Consider the following 21,120-nt stretch of genomic DNA (forward strand, 5'->3'; position numbering starts at 1 on the left):
GCCCGCGTGGAGCACGTGATCGGACGGATGAAGAACTACAAGATCCTCCGCGACTGCCGACAGCACGGCAACGGCCTCCACCACGCCGTCCAAGCAGTCGCCCAGATGCACAACCTCGCCCTCACATCATGACCAGAGAACCGCCCTCACCGACCCTGACCTGCCCGAACGCGGCCTTGTGCAACACCCTTTAGGCGCTGTCCCGTAATCCCACGAGACCGAGGGTGGTCATGCCGTGTCCGGGGCGGCGCCGATGGCACCGGCCGAGAGAAGCGAACGCCCTAGGTCTCCGGTGAGGATGCGGGGGTGGCGCCGCCACCACCACAGGTCAGGGCCGGGCAGTCTGTGGAACTGATCGAGTGCTTGGCCGTCGTCGTCGATGGTCACGGCCTTGTACTGGTCGTCCAGAGCTTTGATCCGCGGGGTCCAGAGCTGGACGACGTGCTCGTCCAGCAGGAGCCACGCCTCGTGCAGCCAGTTTCGGCAGCAGAGGTCGTTGGTGTACTCGTAGATGTTGTCGCCGTAGCCGCGCTCGATGACGCTCACCAGGGCAGCCCACGCGTTGACCCTTTCAGCAACCGTGAACGCCGTCCGCCAGCCACGCTGGTGCAACAGCTCTCCCACCTCGGTTTCAGTAGCCACGGGCGTGAGGCTCTCATGCCGAATCCGTCCAGGTGACCGAGTTGTGTCCCAATCAGAGGCCGGCGGCCCCGCAGCGTGATCGACATGAGACGATCTCGCCGTGGCCGGTGTGATCACGGCGTCGCCGTCCTGGAAAGCGCCGTTCAGCGGGCTGAGCCCGCGGCTGTCCGGAAAGCTGATGACCGTGCTGCGGCGCCAGGGTACGGACGCCGTCCGCAAGGGCCGCCCGTGGGGTCTTCCGCTGGAGGACCGGGTGCTGCTGGTCGCGGCGTATTGGTGCACGAACCTGACCATGCGGCACATTGCCCCGTTGTCCGGGGTGTCCAAGTCGGCGGCCGACCGCATCATCGTCGACCTCGGACCATCGCTCGCGCTGCGGCCCCGCAAGCGATTCCGTATGGACACCGTGCTCATCGTGGACGGCACCCTGGTGCCCACTCAAGACCACACCATCGCCGAGCAGTCGAAGAACTACAGGTACTCCACCAACCACCAGGTCGTCATCGACGCCGACACCCGGCTCGTCGTCCTGGTCGGCCGGCCTCTGCCCGGCAACCGCAACGACCGCAAGGCGTGGGAGGAGTCCGGCGCGAAGGCCGCCGTCGGCAAGACCATGACGATCGCCGACGGCGGCTACCCGGGCGCTGGACCGCCCCGACGCCGCGTGCCGATCCACGGATCGCGGGACAACCCTCAGCCGTGTCCGTCGCCGGTGCCGCGGCCGACGCCGAGTCGGCGGACGAATTCCACGGCCTCGTCGGTTCGTCCCGTGCCGCAGGTGCGGAGGATGCCGGCGAGGCCGGGGTGGTCGGGCTCCAGGATCTCCGCGGCGGCCAGGATCTCCGCGGCGCCGGCTCGGGAGTTGAGCAGTTCGCGCAGCCGCAGGACGAAGTGTGTGTCCGGGTCCGTGGCCGGACCGTGGGCCGGTGACGGGGCCGGGTGAGCGGGAGCGGGCGGCAGGGCGGAGGTGCCCAATGAGTCCTGGCCGGGGGTTCGGCTGGCGCGGATGGTTGCCAGGATCTCGCGCACATCCGTGGCCGATACGGTCCCGGCGCGGACGTCGTGGGCCAGGCGGAGCGCCGCCGAGAGGCGGGCGGCTGCGTCGGGGTTGGCGATCCGGGCGCGCTGGGCGCTCATGACGAGGCTGAGCATGGCCGGTGAGATCCCGAGGATCTCCGCGAGGCCGGATTGGGTCACCGAGAACAGGGTGCACAGGTCCCGGCAGAGTTCGCTGAGCGGTGCGCCGTACCACTGGCGCTGGAGTTCCTGGTTGCGCAGCGTGGTGGTCTCATCCATGGGACCACGCTAGGAGCGGATTTTACACTTGTCAAAGAGGGTTTTCATGTGTCAATCTCCCCTCCGGAAGCCCGACCCACTTTCGACTGAACGGGATGTCATCGTGTCCTGGACGCGCACCACTTCGCTCGCCGCCGTCGTCGCCCTCGCCGCCTTCGGCCTCACCGCCTGCGGCGGCGGAGACAGCGACCGCACAGAGGGCTCCGACAAGCCCGCCGCCACCGCCCCCAGCACCCCCGCGGCTCAGGACGCCGCCGACTCCGGCGACGCGGACGACTCTTCGGACTCCCCCGTCGTCGCCGGTGTGAAGGCCCCGGACGACCTGCCGGGCGGCCTGCCGCTGCCGAAGGGGGAGCTCACCTCCGTGACCGGGGCCGCGGGCGCGTACGTCCTCACGTACCGCACGGACGACCCCGAGGCCACGCTCGATGCCTACCGGTCCGCCCTCGAAGGCGCCAAGTACACCGTGGTCGACATCGGTGGCACGTTCACCGCGACCTCGGGCATGACCGCCGTGCAGATCACCACCACCGCCGACACCGTGATCCTCACGCTCGCGGGCGCCTGAGAACGAGCTCCCGTGCGCCGGTACGCTACGGCGCATGGAAGCTGGGGGAATGCTCGCCGACCGGTACCGGCTGCTCGCGCCGGTCGCACGCGGCGCCCAGGGCACGGTCTGGCGGGCCACGGACACGCGTCAGGGCGAGGACGTGGCGGTGAAGGTCATCGGCGGTGCCGACGTCGAGTCGCTGCTGCGGCTCGTGTGCGAGCAGTCGGTGCGCATCGGTCACCCCCATGTCCTCGCCCCCGTCGACTGGTTCGTCCGGGACGGCGAGGCCTGGCTGGTGCTGCCCCTGGTCCGCGGGGGCACGCTCGCCGGGCTTCTCGACGACTACGGGGAACTGCCACCCGCCGTCGGCCTGGTCCTCGCGGAACAGATCCTGGACGCGCTCGTCGCGGTGCACGCCGCCGGCCTCGTGCACCGCGACGTCAAACCCTCGAACATCCTCCTCGCCGCGACCGGCGCCGCCCGCCCCCACGCCTACCTCAGTGACTTCGGTGTCGCCCGGGTGCTGCCCCACCTCCAGCTGACCGCACCCGCCTTCGTCGCGGGCACGCCCGACTACCTCGCCCCCGAAATGCGTGTCGGAGCAGTCAGCTCCCCCGCCCAGGACGTCTACGCCGCCGGGCTCGTGCTGCGCGCACTGGGCGCCTCACCGGAGCTGCTCACCGCCATGACCGCGGAGCGGCCCGAGCACCGGCCCACCGCCGCGGCGGCCCGCGAGGCGGTCACCGCCGCCCGCGCGGCCCTGGGAACCGAACACTGGCCCGTTCAGTGGCAGGACGAGCCCTTTCTCGTCCCCGACCAGCTCGGCGACGCGGTCCTCGACCGGGCCGGTGACGCGCCCCGTACCGCCACCGGCCGGTCCTCCCGTCGCCGGCGCACGTGGGCGGCCCTCGCCGCCGGCGCCGTGCTCCTCGCGGGTCTCGTAACGGCGTTGGTACTGAACAGCGGTGGTACTGGCAGCCCGGCCGTCCCCGAGAGGAACCGCTCGTCCGCACCCCCCGCCCGCACCGTCCCCGCCGACGCCCAACGCGGCCTCGCCGACCCCGAAGGACCCAGCGTCTTCAGCTCCTGCCCCGCGGGCCGGGAGTACGACGTCGCCTTCAGTCCCGACGGCTACATCCTGATGTGCCTGCACGTTTCCGGCACACGCCGCTACGAATGGCAGCCGAGCACGCCCGAGGACTGACCCCGGGCATTGCGCGGGAGCGGCGACGGCCGGGGCTGGCCGGGGACGAGAACGGGAGCCGAGCCCTCCCCCGCATGCCGCCGCAGACCGCCCCGCGGCCGGGCCGGATCGGCTCAGGCCCAACCGTGGTGCCGGGCGTACCATCCGGGCTGGATCCGAGTGGAGGCTCCGAACCGTTGCACGAGGGCCTGGATGCGCCGCTGCACGGTCAGGTCGACAGGTCCGGCTGACCGGCTACGGCGGTGTCGGGGAAACCGGCGAGCAGCAACCGCAGAATGCGGGTGTCGAGTCCGTCGAGGCCGTGCAGCGGTTCGCCGTAGGGGCGGGTGTGTGCCCGCAGCGTGTCGAAGAGCACCCGGGCCAGGAGGGAGGAGTCGGGGGCATCTGGCGTACTGGTCAGTAAGTGCGCTTGGTGGGGCGGTGGTTTACGCGTGGTGTCGTTACTCTCCAGGGCATGACATCCCAAGAGCGCAGTGCCGGAGCCGCCTTGTGCATCGTTGTGGCCATGATCAGCATGATCACTGCGGTGATCTTGTCGGCGGTCGCGTTGGACGCGGCCTCCAAGGTGGCAGATGAACCATTGGGCGAACACGGCGGCACGTCGATTCTTTTCGAGGACTCCCGCTGCGAAGCAGATCGCGACGCGGCACCCACTCAGCCGTACATGAAGTGCCTCTTCGAGTACCAGGCGGCCAATCAACAGGGTGCGGCGCTCTGGGAAAGGGAGACTGCAGCACGGCAGGCCGCCATCCAGGCGAAGGGCAACTTGGCGATCATCTTCGGTCTGCTCGGTGTGACCTTCGCGGTCTGCGCCGTGGTGTCCAACAGGGGCCGTCGGCCCGAGCAGCAAACCACCGGGATATGAGGCGGTCCTGCGACTGCCACGGCGTAGTGGGGCAGTCGCAGGACCACACCACGATCGCCAGCAGTTCCTGCGGTTGGTGTTGTTCAGCACTTCGGACCGCGGCCAGCGCCGGGGGTTCCGTACGTTGGTGACCGCGTGGCCGTACTCGCCGCCGTCGCGATGGGTGGCCTGGTCGGGGTTGAGGATTTGAGAGCCCGGGGGGGATTGAGAGGGGGCAGGTTGCCCGGTTCGCGGTTGAAGTCGCCGAGCGCGACCCAGTTGGTCACGGCGAGGAAGCGAGCTTCCGCAGCGATCCTGCGCACCAGCGATCCTCCGTCGTTACCTCGGGGGGATTCGGCATGCGGCCCACTGTCGACGAGCCGTTGACGGCCGTCTTCCGGCGTCGCCGGGTCCATCAGTGTGTGCATGCGGTCCGGGAAAGCGTCTGGCGTCTTCGCGCCCCCGGGTACAGGCCCGGAGCCCACCCCGGTTCGGTTCGGCCGTCACCGCACCCCGTCCGGGCATCCGGGCATCCGGGCATCCGGGCATCCGGGCATCCGGGCATCCGGGCATCCGGGCATCCGGGCATCCGGGCGGTGAACTCCGGGGAGATTCACGGGGTTTCCGGGACCGATCCGGGGCCGGGCTCCGGATCGCCGGGTGCGACACCTGAGAGTCCCGCTTCGTGGTCCCGTCGCCGAGATCCCGTAATCAAGCTCGGGGCCCATGAGTTGTGTTGTGAAATGATCCGGGCCGGGCTCGCACGCCTCGACAGTCGCGGGCCGTCGTCGAGCAGAGGCTTGGAGAGTCATGATCCGCTGCACCGCGTCCACCGAAGCGCTCGCAGGATGACGGGGAGGTCGGACCCGGCCGGTGGCATACCGGCGGAGATCGGTCCGTACCGGCTGGAAGGGCTGCTGGGTGAGGGCGGGATGGGCCGCGTGTACCTGGGACGCACGCCCGCCGGAAGTGCCGTGGCCGTCAAGGTCGTCCACCGTGCGTACGCCGCGGACCCGGAATTCCGCAAACGGTTCGCGCTGGAGGTCGCGGCGGCCCGGCGCGTCCAGGGCCTCTACACCGTGCCCGTCGTCGCGGCGGACCTGGACGCCGGAGAACCCTGGCTCGCCACGGCCTACGCCCCCGGGCCCTCCCTCCAGCAGGCCGTCGGTGAACGGGGGCCGCTGCCCGCCGACGAGGTCCTCGCGCTGACGGCAAGGGTCGCCGAGGCGCTGGAGACCATCCACGCCGCCGGAGTGATCCACCGCGACCTGAAACCCTCCAACATCGTCCTCACCGCCGACGGACCCAAGGTCATCGACTTCGGCATCGCCCGCGCCGCGGACGTCACCGCCGTCACCGCCACGGGCATGCGCGCCGGGACGCCGGCCTACATGGCACCCGAGTACATCCGGGGGCAGCAGGTCACCGAGGCCGGTGACGTCTTCGCGCTCGGCCTCGTCGCCCACTTCGCCGCCACCGGACGGCTCGCCTTCGGCGGCGGCGGCGACCACGGGGTGGCGTACCGGATCCTCGAAGCGGCGCCCGACCTCGACGGCTGCCCCGAGTCCGTGCGCCGCGTCGTGGCCCGCTGCCTGGAGAAGGACCCGGCACGGCGGCCGACGCCCGCCGAGGTCGTCCGGCTCTGCGGCGGGGCGGAGACAGGGGGCACCGGTGGCGGGCGCACGCCCACCGTGGTGTCCGCACCTCCGGTGACCGGCCCGGACGCGCCCACAGCCACCGCGCCGGCGCGCACCCCCGCACCGGACGCCGACCCCGCGACCCCGTCCACACCGCCGTACGTCGCGCTGCTCGGCGTTGCCGGTGCCATCGCCCTGGCCGTCGCCCTGGTCGCGGTGCTGCTTCCCTCGTCGAAGAAACCCCCGAAGAACAAGCAGCCGTACCCCGTGGTCGCGGCGACCGCGATCTTCGCCAAGGGGACCAGCGGCATCGCGTTCAGCCGGGACAGCAGGACGCTCGCCACCGGCGGCGAGGCCGGCAAGGTCAGGCTGTGGGACGTCGCCACGCGCAAGGTGCGCACCACGCTCATCGAGAAGGACTATGCGGGGGAGCCGATGAGAGTCCTCAACGTGATGTTCAGCGCCGACGGGAAGACCCTCGCCACGAGGACCTACAACCGCCTGATCGGCGTCTGGGACGTGGCGGGGCGACGGGAGATCCGCCGCATCGAGGATCACGCCTCTTCCATCGCCCTCAGCCCCGACGGCAAGCGGATCACCCTCGGCAACACCACCGGGGCCGACCTGTGGGACGTCAACAGCCGCAGTGAGGACATGCGCGCCCACTTCACGCAGGAGGTGCGCGTGATGGACATGGCGTTCAGCCCCGACGGCAAGACCCTCGCCACCGTCGGTGACGCGTCCGAGAAGCGCAGCTACCCGAACAACGAGCCGGCCAAGCTGTGGGACCTGACCCGGATCGATCCGGAGCCCTACGGCCAGGGCGACCCTCGCCGCAACCTCGCCCTTGAGGACGTCACCTACGCCGTCGCCTTCAGCCCCGACGGCAAGACCCTCGCCACCGGCGGACCGGGCGGCGACGTGCGGCTGTGGGACGTGGCCACCGGCCGCCTCAAGGCCACCCTCGCCAACCGTCTCGTCGAGGCCCGGGACCTGGCGTTCAGCCCCGACGGCCGGAGCCTCGCCGTCACCGCCGACGGCGGGGTGCTGCTGTGGAACCTGGCCGACCGCAGGCCGAGCGCCATCCTGTCCGACGACGACACCGGCTACGGCGACGACGAGATCCGGGAGCTGGCCTTCAGCCCGGACGGACGGTTCCTCGCGGGCAGCACCATCGGGGGCGTCGACGAACCCGATGAGGATTCCGGCAGCCCGGACGGGTACGGCGCCCCGGACGACGCCGAGGCGAACAACGGTGTACGGCTGTGGGAGGTCCCGTCGGGGGCCGCTCCTTGAGCCTTCCCGCCCTGACGGGAAGTCAGGACAGTCGCGAGTTCCGAGGTCGTGCGGCTGGTCGGGTGGTGACCGGTTGGGGTGCATAGCGCGGCAGGCCCGGGCTTCGTGACCATGGTGAAGTGCCTGACGCTGTCGGGGATCTTGGTTTCCGGTCCGTATGCGCGTCGCGCGCAGTGGGAAGGTGGAGGGCCTGCGGCGGTCGGGCTGGTCCTCGGCCGCATGTGTTCCACTCACCTGGGAAGGATCGACCGTGGCCTCCGATCACGACCTGATGTGGCGTCGCTGCGCGCACCTGGGCCGTGTCCTGCTGCCGGTGGTGGACCAGGAGGCGTGGCGCCGGGCCCGCCGCCACGAGCACCTGAGGGCCTGGGGCATCGATATCGTGGAAGGCGAGCGGCTGATCGAGGTATTTGCGGCCTTGGCCGCCCATGCCGTCGCGATCGACGCTTCCCTATCCGCCGCAGAACTTGACGTCCTGCCTCTGAGCGCGGTGGCTGACGCGGCGACGGGCAAACGCGACTTCGAGCTGCTCGCCGGGCTCCCGGACTCCTTCGCCGACGGCCGCGACGAACTGGCCGTCAAGGTCTTCCGGCTGTACGCCTACAGAGGTGGGCAGTACAGCCTCCGGCTCGTCCGACTGGGCACGGAGCTGCGCCGTGCACTGATCGTCCTCGCCGAACGCTCGCGCCTGCCGTCCCCCTCGTGCGGGCACGTCTTCTTCTGGGCGGCTGCAGCGGGTACCACCGGATGCAACAGGCGGCCCCCGGAATCCCGGGGGCCGCCCCGACATCCGTGGTGGATCGACGCACGGCGTCAGATGTGGTGCGTCGCAAGGCGGAGAGGCGTCGGCACGCTGGACGCATGCGGACGTTCCGACGACGCGGCGAGGCGCCGTAGCCGTCGTCGCGCACCCGCCGGGGGCTGCGGGACAGCCCTCAGCGGCCGGCTGTCGGCGTGGCCGTCGGATGCCACTCGCGGCGGAGGAGGCCGAAGACCCAGGAGTCGGAGACATCGTCGTTGACGACGCAGTCCTCGCGGAGGGTGCCCTCGCGGACGAAGCCGAGCTTCTCCAGGACCCGGGCGGACGCCACGTTGCGGGTGTCGGTCTCGGCCTGGACGCGGTTCAGGTCCAGAGCGTCGAACGCCCACCGCAGGACGGCGTGCGCGGTCTCCGTGGCATAGCCGTGGCCCCACGCGGCGGTGTCGAAGACATAGCCCAGGGAAGCGCTGCGGAAGTCCGGATTCCATTGGGTCAGGCCGCACCAGCCGATGAACGCGCCGTCGGAGACGCGGTCGACGGCCACCCGCGCTCCCGTGCCCTCCTCCTCGATCGTCCGGCAGGTCGCGATGAAACGCTGGGCTCGGGCCGGTTCGGTCCACGGCGGGGAGTCCCAGTAGCGCAGCACATGGGCGCTGCTGTGCAGCGCGTGGAGCGGCGCCGCGTCGGCGTCGGTGAACGGCCGCAGTCGCAGGCGGGCGGTATACAGCTCGGGGGTGGGCAATGCCATGCGGAGCATCCTGCCGCGTCACGCTCGTCCCCGACCACCCGTTTATCCGGACGGTCGGGGGCGTGTGCGTCCCCGGTGACGCCGGGCACACCGCATGGGCGGTGGGTCCGCAGCACCGCGCCGGCGTGGCGAGCAAACGACGGCCGTACGGGCGCATCCTCGGGACGCCGACCGGCCTCGTCCCGTACCGGACCCCGGGCGGTGGAGGTACGCCGTTCACCTCACCGGGCCGGCCGGCACCGCCGACGGCTCGCTCGCCGGTCCCCCACCCTCGTCCGAGCCGGACATCACGCAGGCGGCCCTGGTTCGGAAGGCGGAGGAACTCACCGCCGCCGACTCGGCGTCCCCTGGCACGCACCCGATCATCCGGGCCGGTGGACCGGCACGGTCGGGGGTGCTGTGGTCTCAGTGGACGAAGAGACTCTTGCGCGCCAGTTGTTCGGCCTCCATCGCCGCAATTGCGTCACGGCAGGCGTTGGTGAACTTCCAGAAGTCCGTGTTGGTGGTGGCCGCGCGGTTGTTCGCACCGGAGAAGTTGCCGAAGAGGCTCTGCCGGAGTTCGGTGGTGATCTCCAACTGGCCGCCGCCTTCGCCCGTCAGGGTGCGGTTGCAGATGTTCTCCGGCAGATCGCCGTTGAGGTCCTCCGGGTCGGTGTCGAGCACCTGGAAGCCCGCGCCACGCAGCTTCGTGGACAGCAACTTGCGGAAACGGGGGTTGAGACCACCGATCACGACTGCCTTCGGCTGACCTGCGGGCGCGCCTGCCTGAGCCGCGGTGCAGCCATGCAGACTGAGGACATTGGCGCTCCCGGCGGCCATGGACCGGGCGACCGGGTCGTCGCAGTGCGACGCGGTGACGTGCAGTTCACCGTTGTTGGAAGAGCGGAGGCCTTCGAGCATCCAGTAGTCGTACACCGGGGCGCCCGCCGTGACGGGGGCGAGGGTGTCGGGCCGGTATCCCGCTATGCCCAGGCAGAGTTCGGAAGTGCCCATCTCGATTCCGCCGCCGTGGATGGCCAGCACACTGGTCAGACGGGGAAGAGGGGTGGTGTTCTTGTCGTTGTCGAAGGCCTCGTGCCGCTTGAACCGGCGGGCGAAGTCCTGGCCCTCGATCGCCTTCGTGTACAGGGCCGAGTTCGAAGTGTGGAGGTCGCCGCCGGCAGCGGCGGCCTCAGTCGCGGCGAGACCGGTCAGGAGCGGGCCACCCGCAGCCGCGGCCACGAGGGAGGTGAGGACGGTTCTGCGACTGGCGTGGGCCTGGGACATTGTTGTTCCTTGAGTGCTGGGCGGGCAGATCCGCAGATGCGTGCGACGCCGGGTTCCCGGCACGGGAGCCTTGACCCGGGATGGGCCTTGATTCCGGACTTTGAACACGTTTATGCGGCTCGGGCCAGAGTAGTTGCTGCTGATTGGCGGACGTTCTGGCGGCCCATCCGTTCGAGCTTCGCAAGTAGGGTCGACAGTCGGCGCCGGAACTTCAGCCGACGGCTCGAAGCCGTCCGAGGAGTTCGCCGACGCCGGGCGCGTGCGCATGTCGCGACAGCTCCGGTTCGAGGTCGCGCACCATCGTCACGCACCGAGGCGCGTCGGTCCGGCCGGTGCAGCGGCTCCCGCTGATGACATCGGTGACGGTGGTCAGGTGCGTGTCGAGCAGGCGGTGAGCGTGTTGTCGGCGTTCGGTGGCGAGGCGGATCAGTTCGGCGACGCCGCTCTCCAGCCGGGCGATCATCTCGGCGTCGACTTCACCGAGCACACCGGGCACGAGGACCGCGGCCTTTCAAGGGCCCGGTCGGCCCCGGAAGCCCCGAGGGGGACGGGGGCCTGCCCCGGAACGGGCGGGACCGGCGGAACGGGCGCGACCGGCGGGGCGGGCGGGACCGGCGGGGCGGGCGGGACCGGCGGGGCGGGCGGCGTGTCCGTCGTGGTCGTGGCCGGCCCGCGCCCGGACAGACCGTACCCACGCGGCACCGCAGCGGAATGCGACGACGGCCAGAGGCGGGCGCCGCGTCCGGCAACCGCTCCCGCTTCGCCCTCGCCGCCCCGCGCCGAGCCCGGCACCCGGTGCGCGGCTCGTCCGGATTCTCGGAAACACGGTCGCACCAACCCGTTCCCCATTGCTAGAAGAAGGGGTATGGGAATCTGGACCGACGCCTTCATCGCACCTGCGGAGCCGACTCTCCTGCGGCCGGAGGCGTTCGGCCGGCTCGCGGTCGAGCTGGCGCGCGAGCGCGTCGTCCGGACCCCGTGGGCGCTCCTCGCGGGGCGGCTCTGCGTCAACGCGAGTCTCAACTGGGGCAGCGTCAGCGGGCAGGCCCGCTGGGACGAACCTCCTGTCGGCACGGTGCTGCGGACCGAGGAGCATCCGTGGGACTCAGAGGACCCGGACGACGATCCTCCGCCGTGGGGCCCCTCGCACGAGGAGGCCCGGCTGCTCGCCTCCGGCGAGAAGGCGCTCGACATACTTCCGGCGCTGCGGGCCGCCCCGTACGGCGACGAGGACATCTCGGTCGTCTTCGCCCACATGGACTTCGGCAACCGGGCGATCACCGACTACTTCCAGTACGAGGACGGACGCTCGACACTGGCCTGCTTCGCGCTGGCGCGCCCGCAGAACCGGCCGCTGTCCGCCCACGACTGCGGGGAAATGGACGACGGGCCGGTGCTCGCGGTGCGGACCTGCGTGGTCCACACCTTCAAGCACGCGCTGGGCCACCTCGGCCTGGACGGCGGCCCGGTACCGGCGCTCGCCTCCGTCACCTCCCGCTACTTCGGACCGGACCAGGTCAGCGGCAAGACCTGGGGCTGACTGCCCGGCGTTCTGCCCCGGGCCCGTGGCGCGACCTCGGCCGACGGCGTGCATACGGGCTTGAGCACCTCGGCGGTCTTGTCCCAGCCCTGACGGCTGCACAGCGGAAGGAGTTCCGCAGCAGGGTGGACCACACGGGTCCGCCCCGTCCCGGATCTCCACACGGATCGCATCGATGAAGACCACCGGACAGACGGCGCCCAGGGGCCGGTTCTGCCACTCGGCCCCGCCGTCGAGGACCTTGTCGATGACCGCGGAGATCGTCCGGCGGGACGGCCGTCTCCACCGGGCCGACATCGGCCAGCACAGTCCTGGCACGGGAGCCGTTGCGTCAGTTGCCACCGTTCTTCCCGGCCGGATCGTGCTTGTCATAGCCGAGATGGCCGGTGATCCCGCCCTTGAGAGCGGACTCCGGGAGCCGCTTGGTCAGCTGCTGGAGCAGCCCTTCCCCGCCGGTCAGCTGAAGACCCGCGGCCCGAGCCCGGCCCACCGGCTCGTCGATCAGTCGGTCGTCCACGGACTTCGTCGGCAGCGTCGCCTCAGACGGCTCGACGGACTCGGCCTCGGTCACGTTGTCGCTGGTCGTCGATGCGTCTTCCGTGATCGGGAGGTGCACCGAACGTTTGGCTGTCCCGATTCCGGCGGGGCCGGGAAAGTGGGGCTCAGTGTCGGCCGGGGCTGAGGAAGTCGAGCAGGATCTGACGGCTGGTCTGTGAGGTGAGGCTGCCGTACGCGTCGTCGAAGGCGTGCTCGGCGAAGGGCAGTTCCTTGACCTCGGTGTCGACGCCCTGCTTCTTGAGCGCGTCGCCGAATTCGGTGATGGTTCCGGGGCGGACGCTGCGGTCTCGGTCGCCGACCACGAGCAGGGTGCGGGGCAGGCCGGGACGGATGTCGGAGGTCGGGGACACCTCGCGGTAGCGGTCCGGGTACTGCTGCGGCGTGCCCCCGGTGAACAGCTGCGCCGCCTCGCGGGTTCCGGCCACGTCCTTCTTCCACATCTGTGTGACGTCGGTGCCGGGGTAGAAGCCGATCACGGAGGCCGGGGGCTCGGGGGTGGCACCGTCCGTGGCGGTGATGGTGCCGTTGTGGAGGCGGTAGGCGGTGTTCATGGCCAGGGTGCCGCCCGCCGACATGCCGCCGAGCGAGATCCGCGAGCTGTCGACGCCGTACTCGTCGGCGTTCTCCTGCACCCAGCTCAGCGCGGAGACGAGGTCCTGGGGGGCCTTGTTCCAGGTGGGGTGGCCGGGGCCGGCCAGGCGGTAGTCGGCGGCGAAGACGGCGACGCCGTGGTCGGCGAGCCAGCGGCCGGTGCCGCGCAGGTCGCTCTTGTCGAAGGTGTGGAAGCCTCCGGCGTGGGCGAGCACGACGGCCGGGGTCTTCTTGCCCGGCGTCTTCTTGGGGAGGTACGCGTCCACCTGCAGCGGTTTGCCTTCGGGGCTCGCGTACGTCTTCGTCGCGTCCGGCTTCGTCGCCGGATAGGCGAGTCCGGTGAACACCTGGCTCAGGGAGATGTCGACGCCGGCGTCGTGCGCGGCCCGGTACTGGATTCCGCCGATGGCCAGTGCGCCCAAGGTGCACAGCGTCGTGATGACGGTGACCGTGCGTCCCCAGCGCACCAGGCCGGCACGCCAGGCCAGCGCGGCGAGGACGGCTGCCACGAGAGCGATCAGGGCTACGTGGAACGGGTACTGGCCGCCGAGGACCGGTCCGATCACCCCTGCCTTGGGGATGGCCGGGAAGTACGCGCCCAGGACGATGGCGAGGACCAGGAACGCGAGGAACGAGGCCAGGACGGCGGAGGTGCCCCGCAGGATCCGGACCGGCCGACCGGTCGATGTGGCGGGGCTTCTGTGCGTGGTCATGGCTGCACTCCTGCGGTGGTGCGTGGGGCGGTGTTGCCGCCTACGGGACTTGTCGCGAGCCACGGAGTCCTCGGAACCGCGTGCGGGGCGGCGAGGTCCGGCTCGTACAAGAAAGGTAGGAACCGGGCACCCGCTTCAGCCTCGGGCTGTGGAGCCATTCCTTGGCCTGGCTCCCGGGTAGGGGGTCCGCAGGATGGGAACGCCGCGGCGTGAAGGGCCGCGGGTCACCGTGCTTCACGGGTCACAGGTTGGTGCGGCCGGGGGCGACCAGGCCCGTCTCGTAGGCGAAGACGGCTGCCTGGGTGCGGTCCCGCAGCTGGAGCTTCTGCAGGATTTTGCCCATGTGGGTCTTGATGGTCTGTTCCGCGACGACGAGCTCGCCGGCGATCTCCGCGTTGGACAGTCCTTGGGCGACGAGGGTCAGCACCTCGGTCTCGCGGTTGGTGAGTTCGTCGATCCGTACCTGGGTGGGCGGTTTCGCCGAGGTGCTCAGCCGGGAGAACTCGGTGATGAGCCGCTTCGTGATCCCGGGGGACAGCAGGGCTTCACCGGCGGCCACGATACGTACGGCTTCGGCCAGTTGCACTCCGGAGGCGTCCTTGAGAAGGAAGCCACTGGCGCCGGCACGCAGCGCTTCGTACACGTACTCGTCGAGGTTGAAGGTGGTCAGGACCAGGATCTTGGTGGGCAGGTCGGTCTGCCGGGTGATCTCGCGGGTGGCTTCGATGCCGTTCAGTCCGGGCATCCGGATGTCCATGACGATCACGTCGGGGCGGAGCTCTTCGGCTTTGGAGACGGCTTCCAGGCCATCCACGGCGGTCGTGATCACTTCGATGCCGGGCTGAGCGTTGAGAAGTACCGAGAAGGCTTCGCGGACCATCGTCTGGTCGTCGGCGATCATCACTCGGATCGTCATGCGGTTCGTTCCTTGTCTGTCCGGGCAGCCGGGGCGGCAGGCACCGGCAGAAGAGCGGTGACTGCATAGCCCCCGTCGGGTGTTGTACCTGCGGAGAACTCTCCGCCGAGCATCGCGGCGCGTTCGCGCATGCCCAGGACACCGTGTCCGGCTCCTGGTGAGGACTGGGCGACCTGTCGTCCGGGGCCGTTGAGAACCCGCAGGTGAAGAGCTGCATGAGCGTAAGTGAGTTCGACGCGGGCGGTGGCACCGGGGGCGTGGCGCAGTGTGTTGCTGAGCGCCTCCTGCACAATCCGGTAAGCCGACAGTTCCACGACTTCGGGCAGCGGGCGGCGGGTGCCGGAGATCAGCACGGTCACGTCGAGCCCGGCCGTACGCACACCGGCAAGCAGGTCGTCGAGCCGCTCCAGAGTGGGCTGCGGGGCCTCGGGAGTGTTGCCGCCGGGATGGTCCCCGGAGCGCAGCACTCCGAGAAGGCTGCGCAGCTCGGTCAGTCCTTCGAGGGCTCCCGCGCGGATGTCGGCCAGCGCCGTGACCAGTTCCTCGGGCGGGTCCGCGACCCGGTACGGGGCGGCATCGGCCTGAATGGAAATAACGGACATATGGTGGGCGACCACATCATGCAACTCGCGAGCGATGCGGGCGCGTTCCTCCAGAACGGTGCGGTGCGCCCTCTCCTGTGCAAGGGCCGACTCCTGCTCCGCCAGCCGGGTACGGACCTCCCCGGTCCTGCGTACCCCGATCGCGATGGCCTCGACAAGAGCGAACATCACCAGCACGATCACGATGAAGCGCCAGGGTCCGATCCCGTCGCCCGACAACTGCAGCCCGAGCAGCAGCGCGGTGCTCAGCAGCACGGTCTCGCCTATCACCCGCGGCCGGTTGCGCAGCGCGATCAGGAACAGGAGCCCGGCGTGCACGGCCCATGCCCATCCCACGTACGGCCCGAAGGGCGAATGGAGCGAGAACACCGGCAGCATCGCCATCGACAGCCACCAGGCCGGCACCGGCCGGCGCAGCCCCAGCACGAGCAACGCCGCGTGGACCATCCCGACGGGCCTCATCGAGATGTCCTCGGTGCCCCAGTTCGCCGCGAACACCGCCACCGCGGCGACCGCGAGATGCGGCAGCCACCGCAGCAGCCTCGGCCCGCCCATGGGCGGCATCGGCTGCGGGGCCGGGGTGAACAGATCCTTCCGTACGATGCTCAGCGCCCCGCGCACGGTCCCCTTCTCGGCCCTGTCCATGCGATCAGTATCGTCCAGTTTGTCCATGGGTCGGCTCCCTGCCGTACTTGCCGGGGGCGGCGCGCGTCAGCAGGTCAGGCATCAGTCGCCTCCTGGGCGGCCCCACAAGCGATACGGGCCGGACTCTTCAGGGACACCGAGTGCGGTGCGAGGCAGTCGCTGTGGCCCGCGTCGCCGGTGGCGAGCACCCGGACCCCGAAGCCACGGGAGGTGGGATCGGCACCGAACCCGTTCGTCGTGCCAAGGACGCCGAGGCCGGCGTGGGGCACATGCGTCATCCAGTCCCGCTCTCCCCGGCCGCCCGGGCCCGTGCCGTGGCGCCCCACCGGGCCAACGTATCCGCGGCGGCGCCCGGACTGCCGTACACGACGGTGCCGGAGCCGTCGGACGCTCACGCTGCTCACCCTCCAGACGTTCATCCGGATACGAGGTTACGGAGCGAACCTGCTGGTCGGCCTCACACTGCGGAGCCGTCTTCCCGTCTGGCTCTCAGGTATGACGGCGTCGAAAATAGGCGTTGAGGCACGTCTGCCCGATCGTTTGAGGGACGTCGCTCACCTCCGGAACGGGCTCCTTCGAGCGGCGTGGTGCAGGAGCCCTGTGGGTGGGCCAAGGCCGCCGAGGAGATCCTCAAGCCCCTCGCCGACCGCGTCGCCGAGATCAACCCGCCGGGCACGCCCCCGGGAACAGGCACTTGACCGACCTCGCACGTCACGGCGCATCACACTGGCCGTCACACCCAGCCGCGCTCCCGCGCCTTCACTCCGGCCTGAAACCGAGTCCCCGCGTCCAGCCTCCGCATCAACGCCGCCACCCGACGCGTCGCCGTGCGCACGCTGACCCCCAGCTGCCGGGCGATGGCCTGGTCCTTGAATCCGGCGTGCAGCAGGCGGACCAGCATCAGCTCCTCTTCGCTGGGTCCCTCCACCGCCCCCAGACCGTCGGAGAGCAACGGCTCGGCCCGCTCCCAGTACGCCTCGAACAACTCCATCAACCCGTCCAGCAGTCCAGACGGATGAACCACCACGATGGAGTCCTTGCTCCCCCCGGTCAACGGCACCACCGCTACCCGCCGGTCCACGATCCGGGCCTTGAACGGAAGGTGCGGCAGCAACCGGGACTTCTCCCCGAGGGCGGCCAGGTTCAGAATGGACTCCAGCCGCCCCGGCGGTTCGATCGACTCCAGGCAGTACACGCCCCTGATGTCCACACCACGTTCCAGCCACTCCGTAGTCGTCGCCGTTTCCCGCTCGTTGTGGTGCGGCTCCCCCACCGGCTCCAGATATGGCGGCTTGTCCAGCGTCCACAAGTGCGTGGTGACTGCCCGGCTCAGCTCCTCGACCTTTCGCGCCATCACCTCATGGCCGGTCAGCACCTCCACCAAGGCGCCGGGATCCGACCGCAACTGCCCGGCCCGGTGCAGGCGCTGCAGATCGGCGAACTCCGTCTCCACCCCCGCGAACAGCGTCTCCGCCTCCGACCGGCGGCGGTGCAGCAACGCGGACAGGGCCGAGCGCGGACTCACCGCCTCCCACCGGCCCCGCCCCACCCGTCGCACCAGTCCCAGAGCGGCGAGGCGTTTCAACGCCTGCCCCGTACGGGCCGCGCCGGCGCCCACGCTCTCCGCGAGATCACGTACCGCGCTCTGAGGTCCCGTCAGTACCGCCCGGTACACGCCCTCGTCGAACGCGCTCATGCCCACTGCCTCCAGCACAACCAGCCTCCGCTCCCACACGTGTCAGGTCGCCCGGGGCAGGTGCGAACAGTGCAGGTCACCGGCCGATCGTCCCCCCGCAGGTGGCGCTTTTGGTCACCGCGCCAAACACGCCATCAGGTTATCTGGACACCAAGTGATCGCACAGCGTTCACTTCTCTCGAATCGCCTATCGATCACCTTGTGTGCATGGCGGCTCGCCACTCAAGTCGCTGACTCACACCCAGGGCGAGTACCCCGCTCGCCTGTCCGGCCTGCCCGAACATCCGTGAGGAATCCTGTGACACCTCAGCCACGAAGAGCGTCCCGAATCCGTCGCGGCACCATCGGTGCCCTGCTCACCACCACCCTCGCCGCACTCGGCCTGCCGCTCGCCGCCCCCGCCGTCGCGACGAACCCCGCCGAGCCCCTGGCCGCCGGCAACTACCTGATCACGCTGGCCGACCAACCCCTCGTCACATACGACGGCAGCGTCGACGACCTCCCCGCCACCCGCCCCGCCGAGGGCCGGAAGCTCGACGTCACCACTTCGAACGCCAAGCGCTACCGCACGCACCTGGTCGCCGAGCAGCGCCATGTCGCCAAGAAGGTCGGCGCGACCGTCCGCCAGCACTACGCCGTCACCACCAACACCTTCAGCGCCCGGCTCAACGCCGCCCAGCTCGTCCAGCTGGCCCGCACCAAGGGCGTCACCAGCATCGCCCCCGACCGGCTTCACCAGGCCACCGACGACAGGAACTCCTCCGACTTCCTCGGCCTCTCCGGCCGCAAGGGTCTGTGGGCCGCCCTCGGCGGTACGGCCGAGGCAGGCCGCGGCATCGTCATCGGCGACATCGACACCGGTATCTGGCCCGAGAGCGCCTCGTTCAAGGCCCCGGCCCTCACGAGCGGGAAGCCCGGCGGCAAGCACGGCAAGAAGCCGTCCAAGGACGACGTCCACCGGCCCTACCTCGACGGCACCACCACCGTCATGAACAAGGCCGACGGGACCACCTTCACCGGCACCTGCCAGACCGGCGAGAGCTTCGTCGCCGCCGACTGCAACCAGAAGATCGTCAGCGCCCGCTACTTCGCCGACGGCTGGCTCCAGCAGGTCCCCGAATCCAACCGGGCCGGCTACATATCCCCGCGGGACAGTCAGGGCCACGGCACCCACACCGCATCGACCGCCGCCGGTAACGCGGGCGTCCGGGCCACCGTCGACGGCCATGACCTCGGCACCGTCTCCGGCGTCGCCCCCGCCGCCACCGTCGCCGTCTACAAGGCCCTGTGGGAGAGCAAGGACGGCAAGCAGGACGGCGGCCTGACCAGCGACCTCGTCGCCGCCATCGACCAGGCCGTCGCCGACGGCGTGGACGTCATCAACTACTCCCTCGGCGGCATGCTCGAAAGCGAGTACGACGACCCGTCCCAGACGGCGCTCCGCAACGCCGCCGCGGCGGGTGTCTTCGTCGCCACGGCCGGGGGCAACGCCGGCCCCGAGTCCGCCAGCCTCGACAACACGGCTCCCTGGACCACCACCGTAGCCGCCGGAACCGTCGCCTCGCACACCGGCACGGTCACGCTCGGCAACGGGAAGAGCTACACCGGTATCAGCACCAGCGTGCACGAAACGGTCGGCTCCGCACCGCTCGTCCGTGCCGCCGCCGTCAAGACCGCCGAGGCCGATGCCACCGACGCCGACCTCTGTACCGCGGGAACGCTGGACCCCGCACGCACTGCTGGGAAGACGGTCGTCTGCGACCGGGGCGTCACCGCGCGCGCGGACAAGTCCGCCGAGGTCAAGAGGGCCGGCGGCATCGCCATGGTCCTGGTCAACACGCGGAACGAGAGCAGTGACGGCGACCTGCACTCCATACCGACCGTGCACCTGACCGGCCCGGAGGCCACCGCCGTACGCGACTACGCCGCCACGGACGGCGCCACCGCCACCCTCACCAGCGGCGGCAAGGGCGCCATCTACCCGCAGGTCGCCGCCTTCTCCTCCCGCGGCCCCTCCCTCGCCGGCAAGGGCGATCTCCTCAAGCCCGACATCACCGCGCCCGGCGCCACCATCCTCGCCGCCGTCGCCCCGCCCGGTAACCAGGGCCGCGACTTCGACTACCTCTCCGGCACCTCCATGGCGACCCCGCACATCGCAGGCCTCGCCGCCCTCTACCTCTCCGAGCACCCCACCTGGTCCCCGATGAGCATCAAGTCGGCCATGATGACCACCGCTTCCCCCACCAAGACCGCTGACGGCAAGAACAACGGCGACCTCTTCGCCCAGGGCGCCGGCGAGGTCGAGGCCCGCGCGATGCTGCGGCCGGGGCTCGTCTACGACTCCGGCGAGCAGGACTGGCTGGGGTACCTCGAAGGCGTCGGCATCGACACCCGGACCGGAACCGAGGCCATCGATCCCAGCGACCTCAACTACCCCTCCATCGCGATCGGTGAGCTCTTCGGTACCCAGACGGTCACCCGTACCGTCACCGCCACCTCGGCCGGCACCTACCGGGCCAAGGTCGATCTGCCCGGCGTCAAGGCCACCGTCTCGCCTTCCGTCCTGCACTTCAGTCGCGCCGGGCAGAAGCGCACCTTCACCATCAAGTTCGATGTGACCACCGCACGTTCGGGAGTCCTCGACACCGGTTCCCTCACGTGGACCTCCGGCCGCACCACGGTCCGCAGCCCGATCGCCGTCACCCCGCAGAGCGTCCACGCCCCTGCCGAGATCAAGGGCACCGGCACCAGCGGCGAGACCGCCTTCTCCGTCACTCCGGCCACCAGCACCCTCACGGCCACCGCACGCGGACCCGTCTCCTCGCCCCTCACCAGGGCGGCCCTGACCGGAACCGCCGCCGAGACCTACTACGAGACGAACATCCCGGCCGGCACCAAGGCCGCTCAGATCTCAGTGCACTTCGATCCGGCGGCAGACACCATCGTCGGCGTCGTCTGGGGAGTGATGGTCGACGGCGTTCTGCAGTCGGCCGCGTTTGCCGATCCCGACAGCAACAACACCTCGACCATCTCCCTGGGGCAGCCGAACGCCGGGACGATCTTCGTAGCCGTGGTCGCACTCGGCAGCACCGCCGACACCGTCACCCCGTACACCTACCAGGTGAACCACATCTCCGGGGACAGCCCGGTCACCGGCAAGGTCACCGTCACACCCGACCGCGCCCGTGTCACCCCCGGCACGCCGACCGACCTGACCGCCACCTGGTCCGGTGTCCCGGCGGCAGCCCGGTCCACCGTCTGGATCGAATACCCGAACGGTGCGGGCACCTTCCTGACCCTCAACTGACACCGGATGCCGCACTGACACCGGATGTCGTGCTGACACCTGTCCGGTCGTGAACCGCGGGCTTCGGCCCGGCAGATCGGCCGGACCTGGTCGCGCGGTACACGAAGCTCCTGGCAGACATGGGTGACCTCGGTCGAGACCCCGTCTGCCAGGAGCTTCGTCGTGCGGCCCGGTCCGCCCTGTCACCAGCCCGCCCGGACACGCGGATGTACGAATTCGTTCGGGCGGGCTCTTCGGTGCCGTGGCAGTCGGTGAGGGTGAGCGCCCCGGCAGATCGTCCTGACGGTGCGCAGGCCTGACGGTCATCAC

Annotated in this window: 18 protein-coding genes and 3 pseudogenes; 8 read left to right on the forward strand and 13 right to left on the reverse strand. The window is 70.4% G+C overall.

The genetic code is table 11. The features are described from left to right. A pseudogene (locus tag ACF1CT_RS35375) lies at positions 1-132 on the forward strand (IS5/IS1182 family transposase); the annotation flags it as partial. A gap of 96 nt (positions 133-228) precedes the next feature. Here ACF1CT_RS35375 and ACF1CT_RS35380 read toward each other — a convergent pair. Then, the gene (locus tag ACF1CT_RS35380) at positions 229-642 is read right to left on the reverse strand and encodes a hypothetical protein (protein ID WP_391788126.1); all 414 of its coding nucleotides are present in this window, start codon (positions 640-642) and stop codon (positions 229-231) included. 100 nt (positions 643-742) lie between these two features. Between ACF1CT_RS35380 and ACF1CT_RS35385 the strand changes: the two are divergent. Next, positions 743-1,339: pseudogene (locus ACF1CT_RS35385) on the forward strand (transposase); the annotation flags it as partial. Here the strand turns inward: ACF1CT_RS35385 and ACF1CT_RS35390 are convergent. Further along, positions 1,336-1,938 (reverse strand): DNA-binding protein, encoded by a 603-nt coding sequence (locus ACF1CT_RS35390; protein ID WP_391788177.1) that lies wholly within the window; start codon positions 1,936-1,938, stop codon positions 1,336-1,338. The pseudogene ACF1CT_RS35385 and the gene ACF1CT_RS35390 sit on opposite strands and share 4 nt — an antisense overlap. A 103-nt stretch (positions 1,939-2,041) precedes the next feature. Here ACF1CT_RS35390 and ACF1CT_RS35395 point away from each other — a divergent pair, with 103 nt between their 5' ends. Together ACF1CT_RS35395 and ACF1CT_RS35400 are read left to right on the forward strand one after the other, a co-directional pair. Next, complete coding sequence (locus tag ACF1CT_RS35395) at positions 2,042-2,506, forward strand: hypothetical protein (RefSeq protein ID WP_391788127.1); 465 nt, start codon at positions 2,042-2,044, stop codon at positions 2,504-2,506. 34 nt (positions 2,507-2,540) lie between these two features. Then, positions 2,541-3,692, forward strand: coding sequence for a serine/threonine-protein kinase (locus ACF1CT_RS35400; RefSeq protein ID WP_391788128.1), 1,152 nt, complete (start codon positions 2,541-2,543; stop codon positions 3,690-3,692). A 208-nt stretch (positions 3,693-3,900) separates the two neighbouring features. Here the strand turns inward: ACF1CT_RS35400 and ACF1CT_RS35405 are convergent, their stop codons facing one another. Beyond that, positions 3,901-4,047: a hypothetical protein gene (locus tag ACF1CT_RS35405; protein ID WP_391788129.1), complete on the reverse strand. Its 147-nt coding sequence runs from the start codon at positions 4,045-4,047 to the stop codon at positions 3,901-3,903. Between the two features lie 150 nt (positions 4,048-4,197). Between ACF1CT_RS35405 and ACF1CT_RS35410 the strand changes: the two genes are divergently transcribed. Both ACF1CT_RS35410 and ACF1CT_RS35415 read left to right on the forward strand, forming a co-directional pair. After that, positions 4,198-4,557 carry a hypothetical protein gene (locus tag ACF1CT_RS35410; RefSeq protein WP_391788130.1) on the forward strand — a complete coding sequence of 120 codons (360 nt, stop codon included), beginning with the start codon at positions 4,198-4,200 and terminating at the stop codon, positions 4,555-4,557. Positions 4,558-5,384: 827 nt separating this feature from the next. Then, positions 5,385-7,469, forward strand: coding sequence for a WD40 repeat domain-containing serine/threonine protein kinase (locus ACF1CT_RS35415; RefSeq protein WP_391788131.1), 2,085 nt, complete (start codon positions 5,385-5,387; stop codon positions 7,467-7,469). A 935-nt stretch (positions 7,470-8,404) separates the two neighbouring features. On the opposite strand, the gene ACF1CT_RS35420 is transcribed toward ACF1CT_RS35415, so the two are convergent. The 3 genes from ACF1CT_RS35420 to ACF1CT_RS35430 form a co-directional block, all read right to left on the reverse strand. Further along, a complete protein-coding gene (locus ACF1CT_RS35420) occupies positions 8,405-8,977 on the reverse strand; it encodes a GNAT family N-acetyltransferase (protein WP_391788132.1) in 573 nt (190 codons plus the stop codon). A 405-nt stretch (positions 8,978-9,382) separates the two neighbouring features. Continuing rightward, positions 9,383-10,243 (reverse strand): poly-gamma-glutamate hydrolase family protein, encoded by an 861-nt coding sequence (locus ACF1CT_RS35425; protein ID WP_391788133.1) that lies wholly within the window; start codon positions 10,241-10,243, stop codon positions 9,383-9,385. A 211-nt stretch (positions 10,244-10,454) separates the two neighbouring features. Further along, positions 10,455-10,730, reverse strand: a complete 276-nt coding sequence (locus tag ACF1CT_RS35430) for a hypothetical protein (RefSeq protein ID WP_391788134.1) — start codon at positions 10,728-10,730, stop codon at positions 10,455-10,457. 378 nt (positions 10,731-11,108) lie between these two features. Here ACF1CT_RS35430 and ACF1CT_RS35435 point away from each other — a divergent pair, with 378 nt between their 5' ends. Beyond that, a complete protein-coding gene (locus tag ACF1CT_RS35435; RefSeq protein WP_391788135.1) occupies positions 11,109-11,783 on the forward strand; it encodes a hypothetical protein in 675 nt (224 codons plus the stop codon). Between the two features lie 204 nt (positions 11,784-11,987). Here ACF1CT_RS35435 and ACF1CT_RS35440 read toward each other — a convergent pair. The 7 genes and pseudogenes from ACF1CT_RS35440 to ACF1CT_RS35470 form a co-directional block, all read right to left on the reverse strand. Continuing rightward, a pseudogene (locus tag ACF1CT_RS35440) lies at positions 11,988-12,155 on the reverse strand (hypothetical protein); the annotation flags it as partial. Next, complete coding sequence (locus ACF1CT_RS35445; RefSeq protein ID WP_391788136.1) at positions 12,115-12,399, reverse strand: transposase; 285 nt, start codon at positions 12,397-12,399, stop codon at positions 12,115-12,117. The pseudogene ACF1CT_RS35440 and the gene ACF1CT_RS35445, both read right to left, overlap by 41 nt. 46 nt (positions 12,400-12,445) lie before the next feature. Next, positions 12,446-13,645 (reverse strand): alpha/beta hydrolase, encoded by a 1,200-nt coding sequence (locus ACF1CT_RS35450; RefSeq protein ID WP_391788137.1) that lies wholly within the window; start codon positions 13,643-13,645, stop codon positions 12,446-12,448. A gap of 241 nt (positions 13,646-13,886) precedes the next feature. Beyond that, a complete protein-coding gene (locus ACF1CT_RS35455; protein ID WP_391788138.1) occupies positions 13,887-14,561 on the reverse strand; it encodes a response regulator in 675 nt (224 codons plus the stop codon). After that, positions 14,558-15,835 carry a sensor histidine kinase gene (locus ACF1CT_RS35460; RefSeq protein ID WP_391788139.1) on the reverse strand — a complete coding sequence of 426 codons (1,278 nt, stop codon included), beginning with the start codon at positions 15,833-15,835 and terminating at the stop codon, positions 14,558-14,560. The genes ACF1CT_RS35455 and ACF1CT_RS35460 overlap by 4 nt, the downstream gene beginning before the upstream one ends. A gap of 47 nt (positions 15,836-15,882) precedes the next feature. Next, positions 15,883-16,086, reverse strand: a complete 204-nt coding sequence (locus tag ACF1CT_RS35465; RefSeq protein WP_391788140.1) for a hypothetical protein — start codon at positions 16,084-16,086, stop codon at positions 15,883-15,885. Between the two features lie 455 nt (positions 16,087-16,541). Continuing rightward, a complete protein-coding gene (locus tag ACF1CT_RS35470; protein WP_391788141.1) occupies positions 16,542-17,504 on the reverse strand; it encodes a transcriptional regulator in 963 nt (320 codons plus the stop codon). A gap of 298 nt (positions 17,505-17,802) precedes the next feature. On the opposite strand from ACF1CT_RS35470, the gene ACF1CT_RS35475 reads away from it, so the two are divergent. Further along, entirely contained in the window at positions 17,803-20,811 is a 3,009-nt protein-coding gene (locus ACF1CT_RS35475; RefSeq protein ID WP_391788142.1) for a S8 family serine peptidase, read from the forward strand. The last annotated feature ends 309 nt before the right edge of the window (positions 20,812-21,120 follow it).

It is taken from the genome of Streptomyces sp. NPDC014734, assembly GCF_043083325.1.
Classification (GTDB): Bacteria; Actinomycetota; Actinomycetes; order Streptomycetales; family Streptomycetaceae; genus Streptomyces.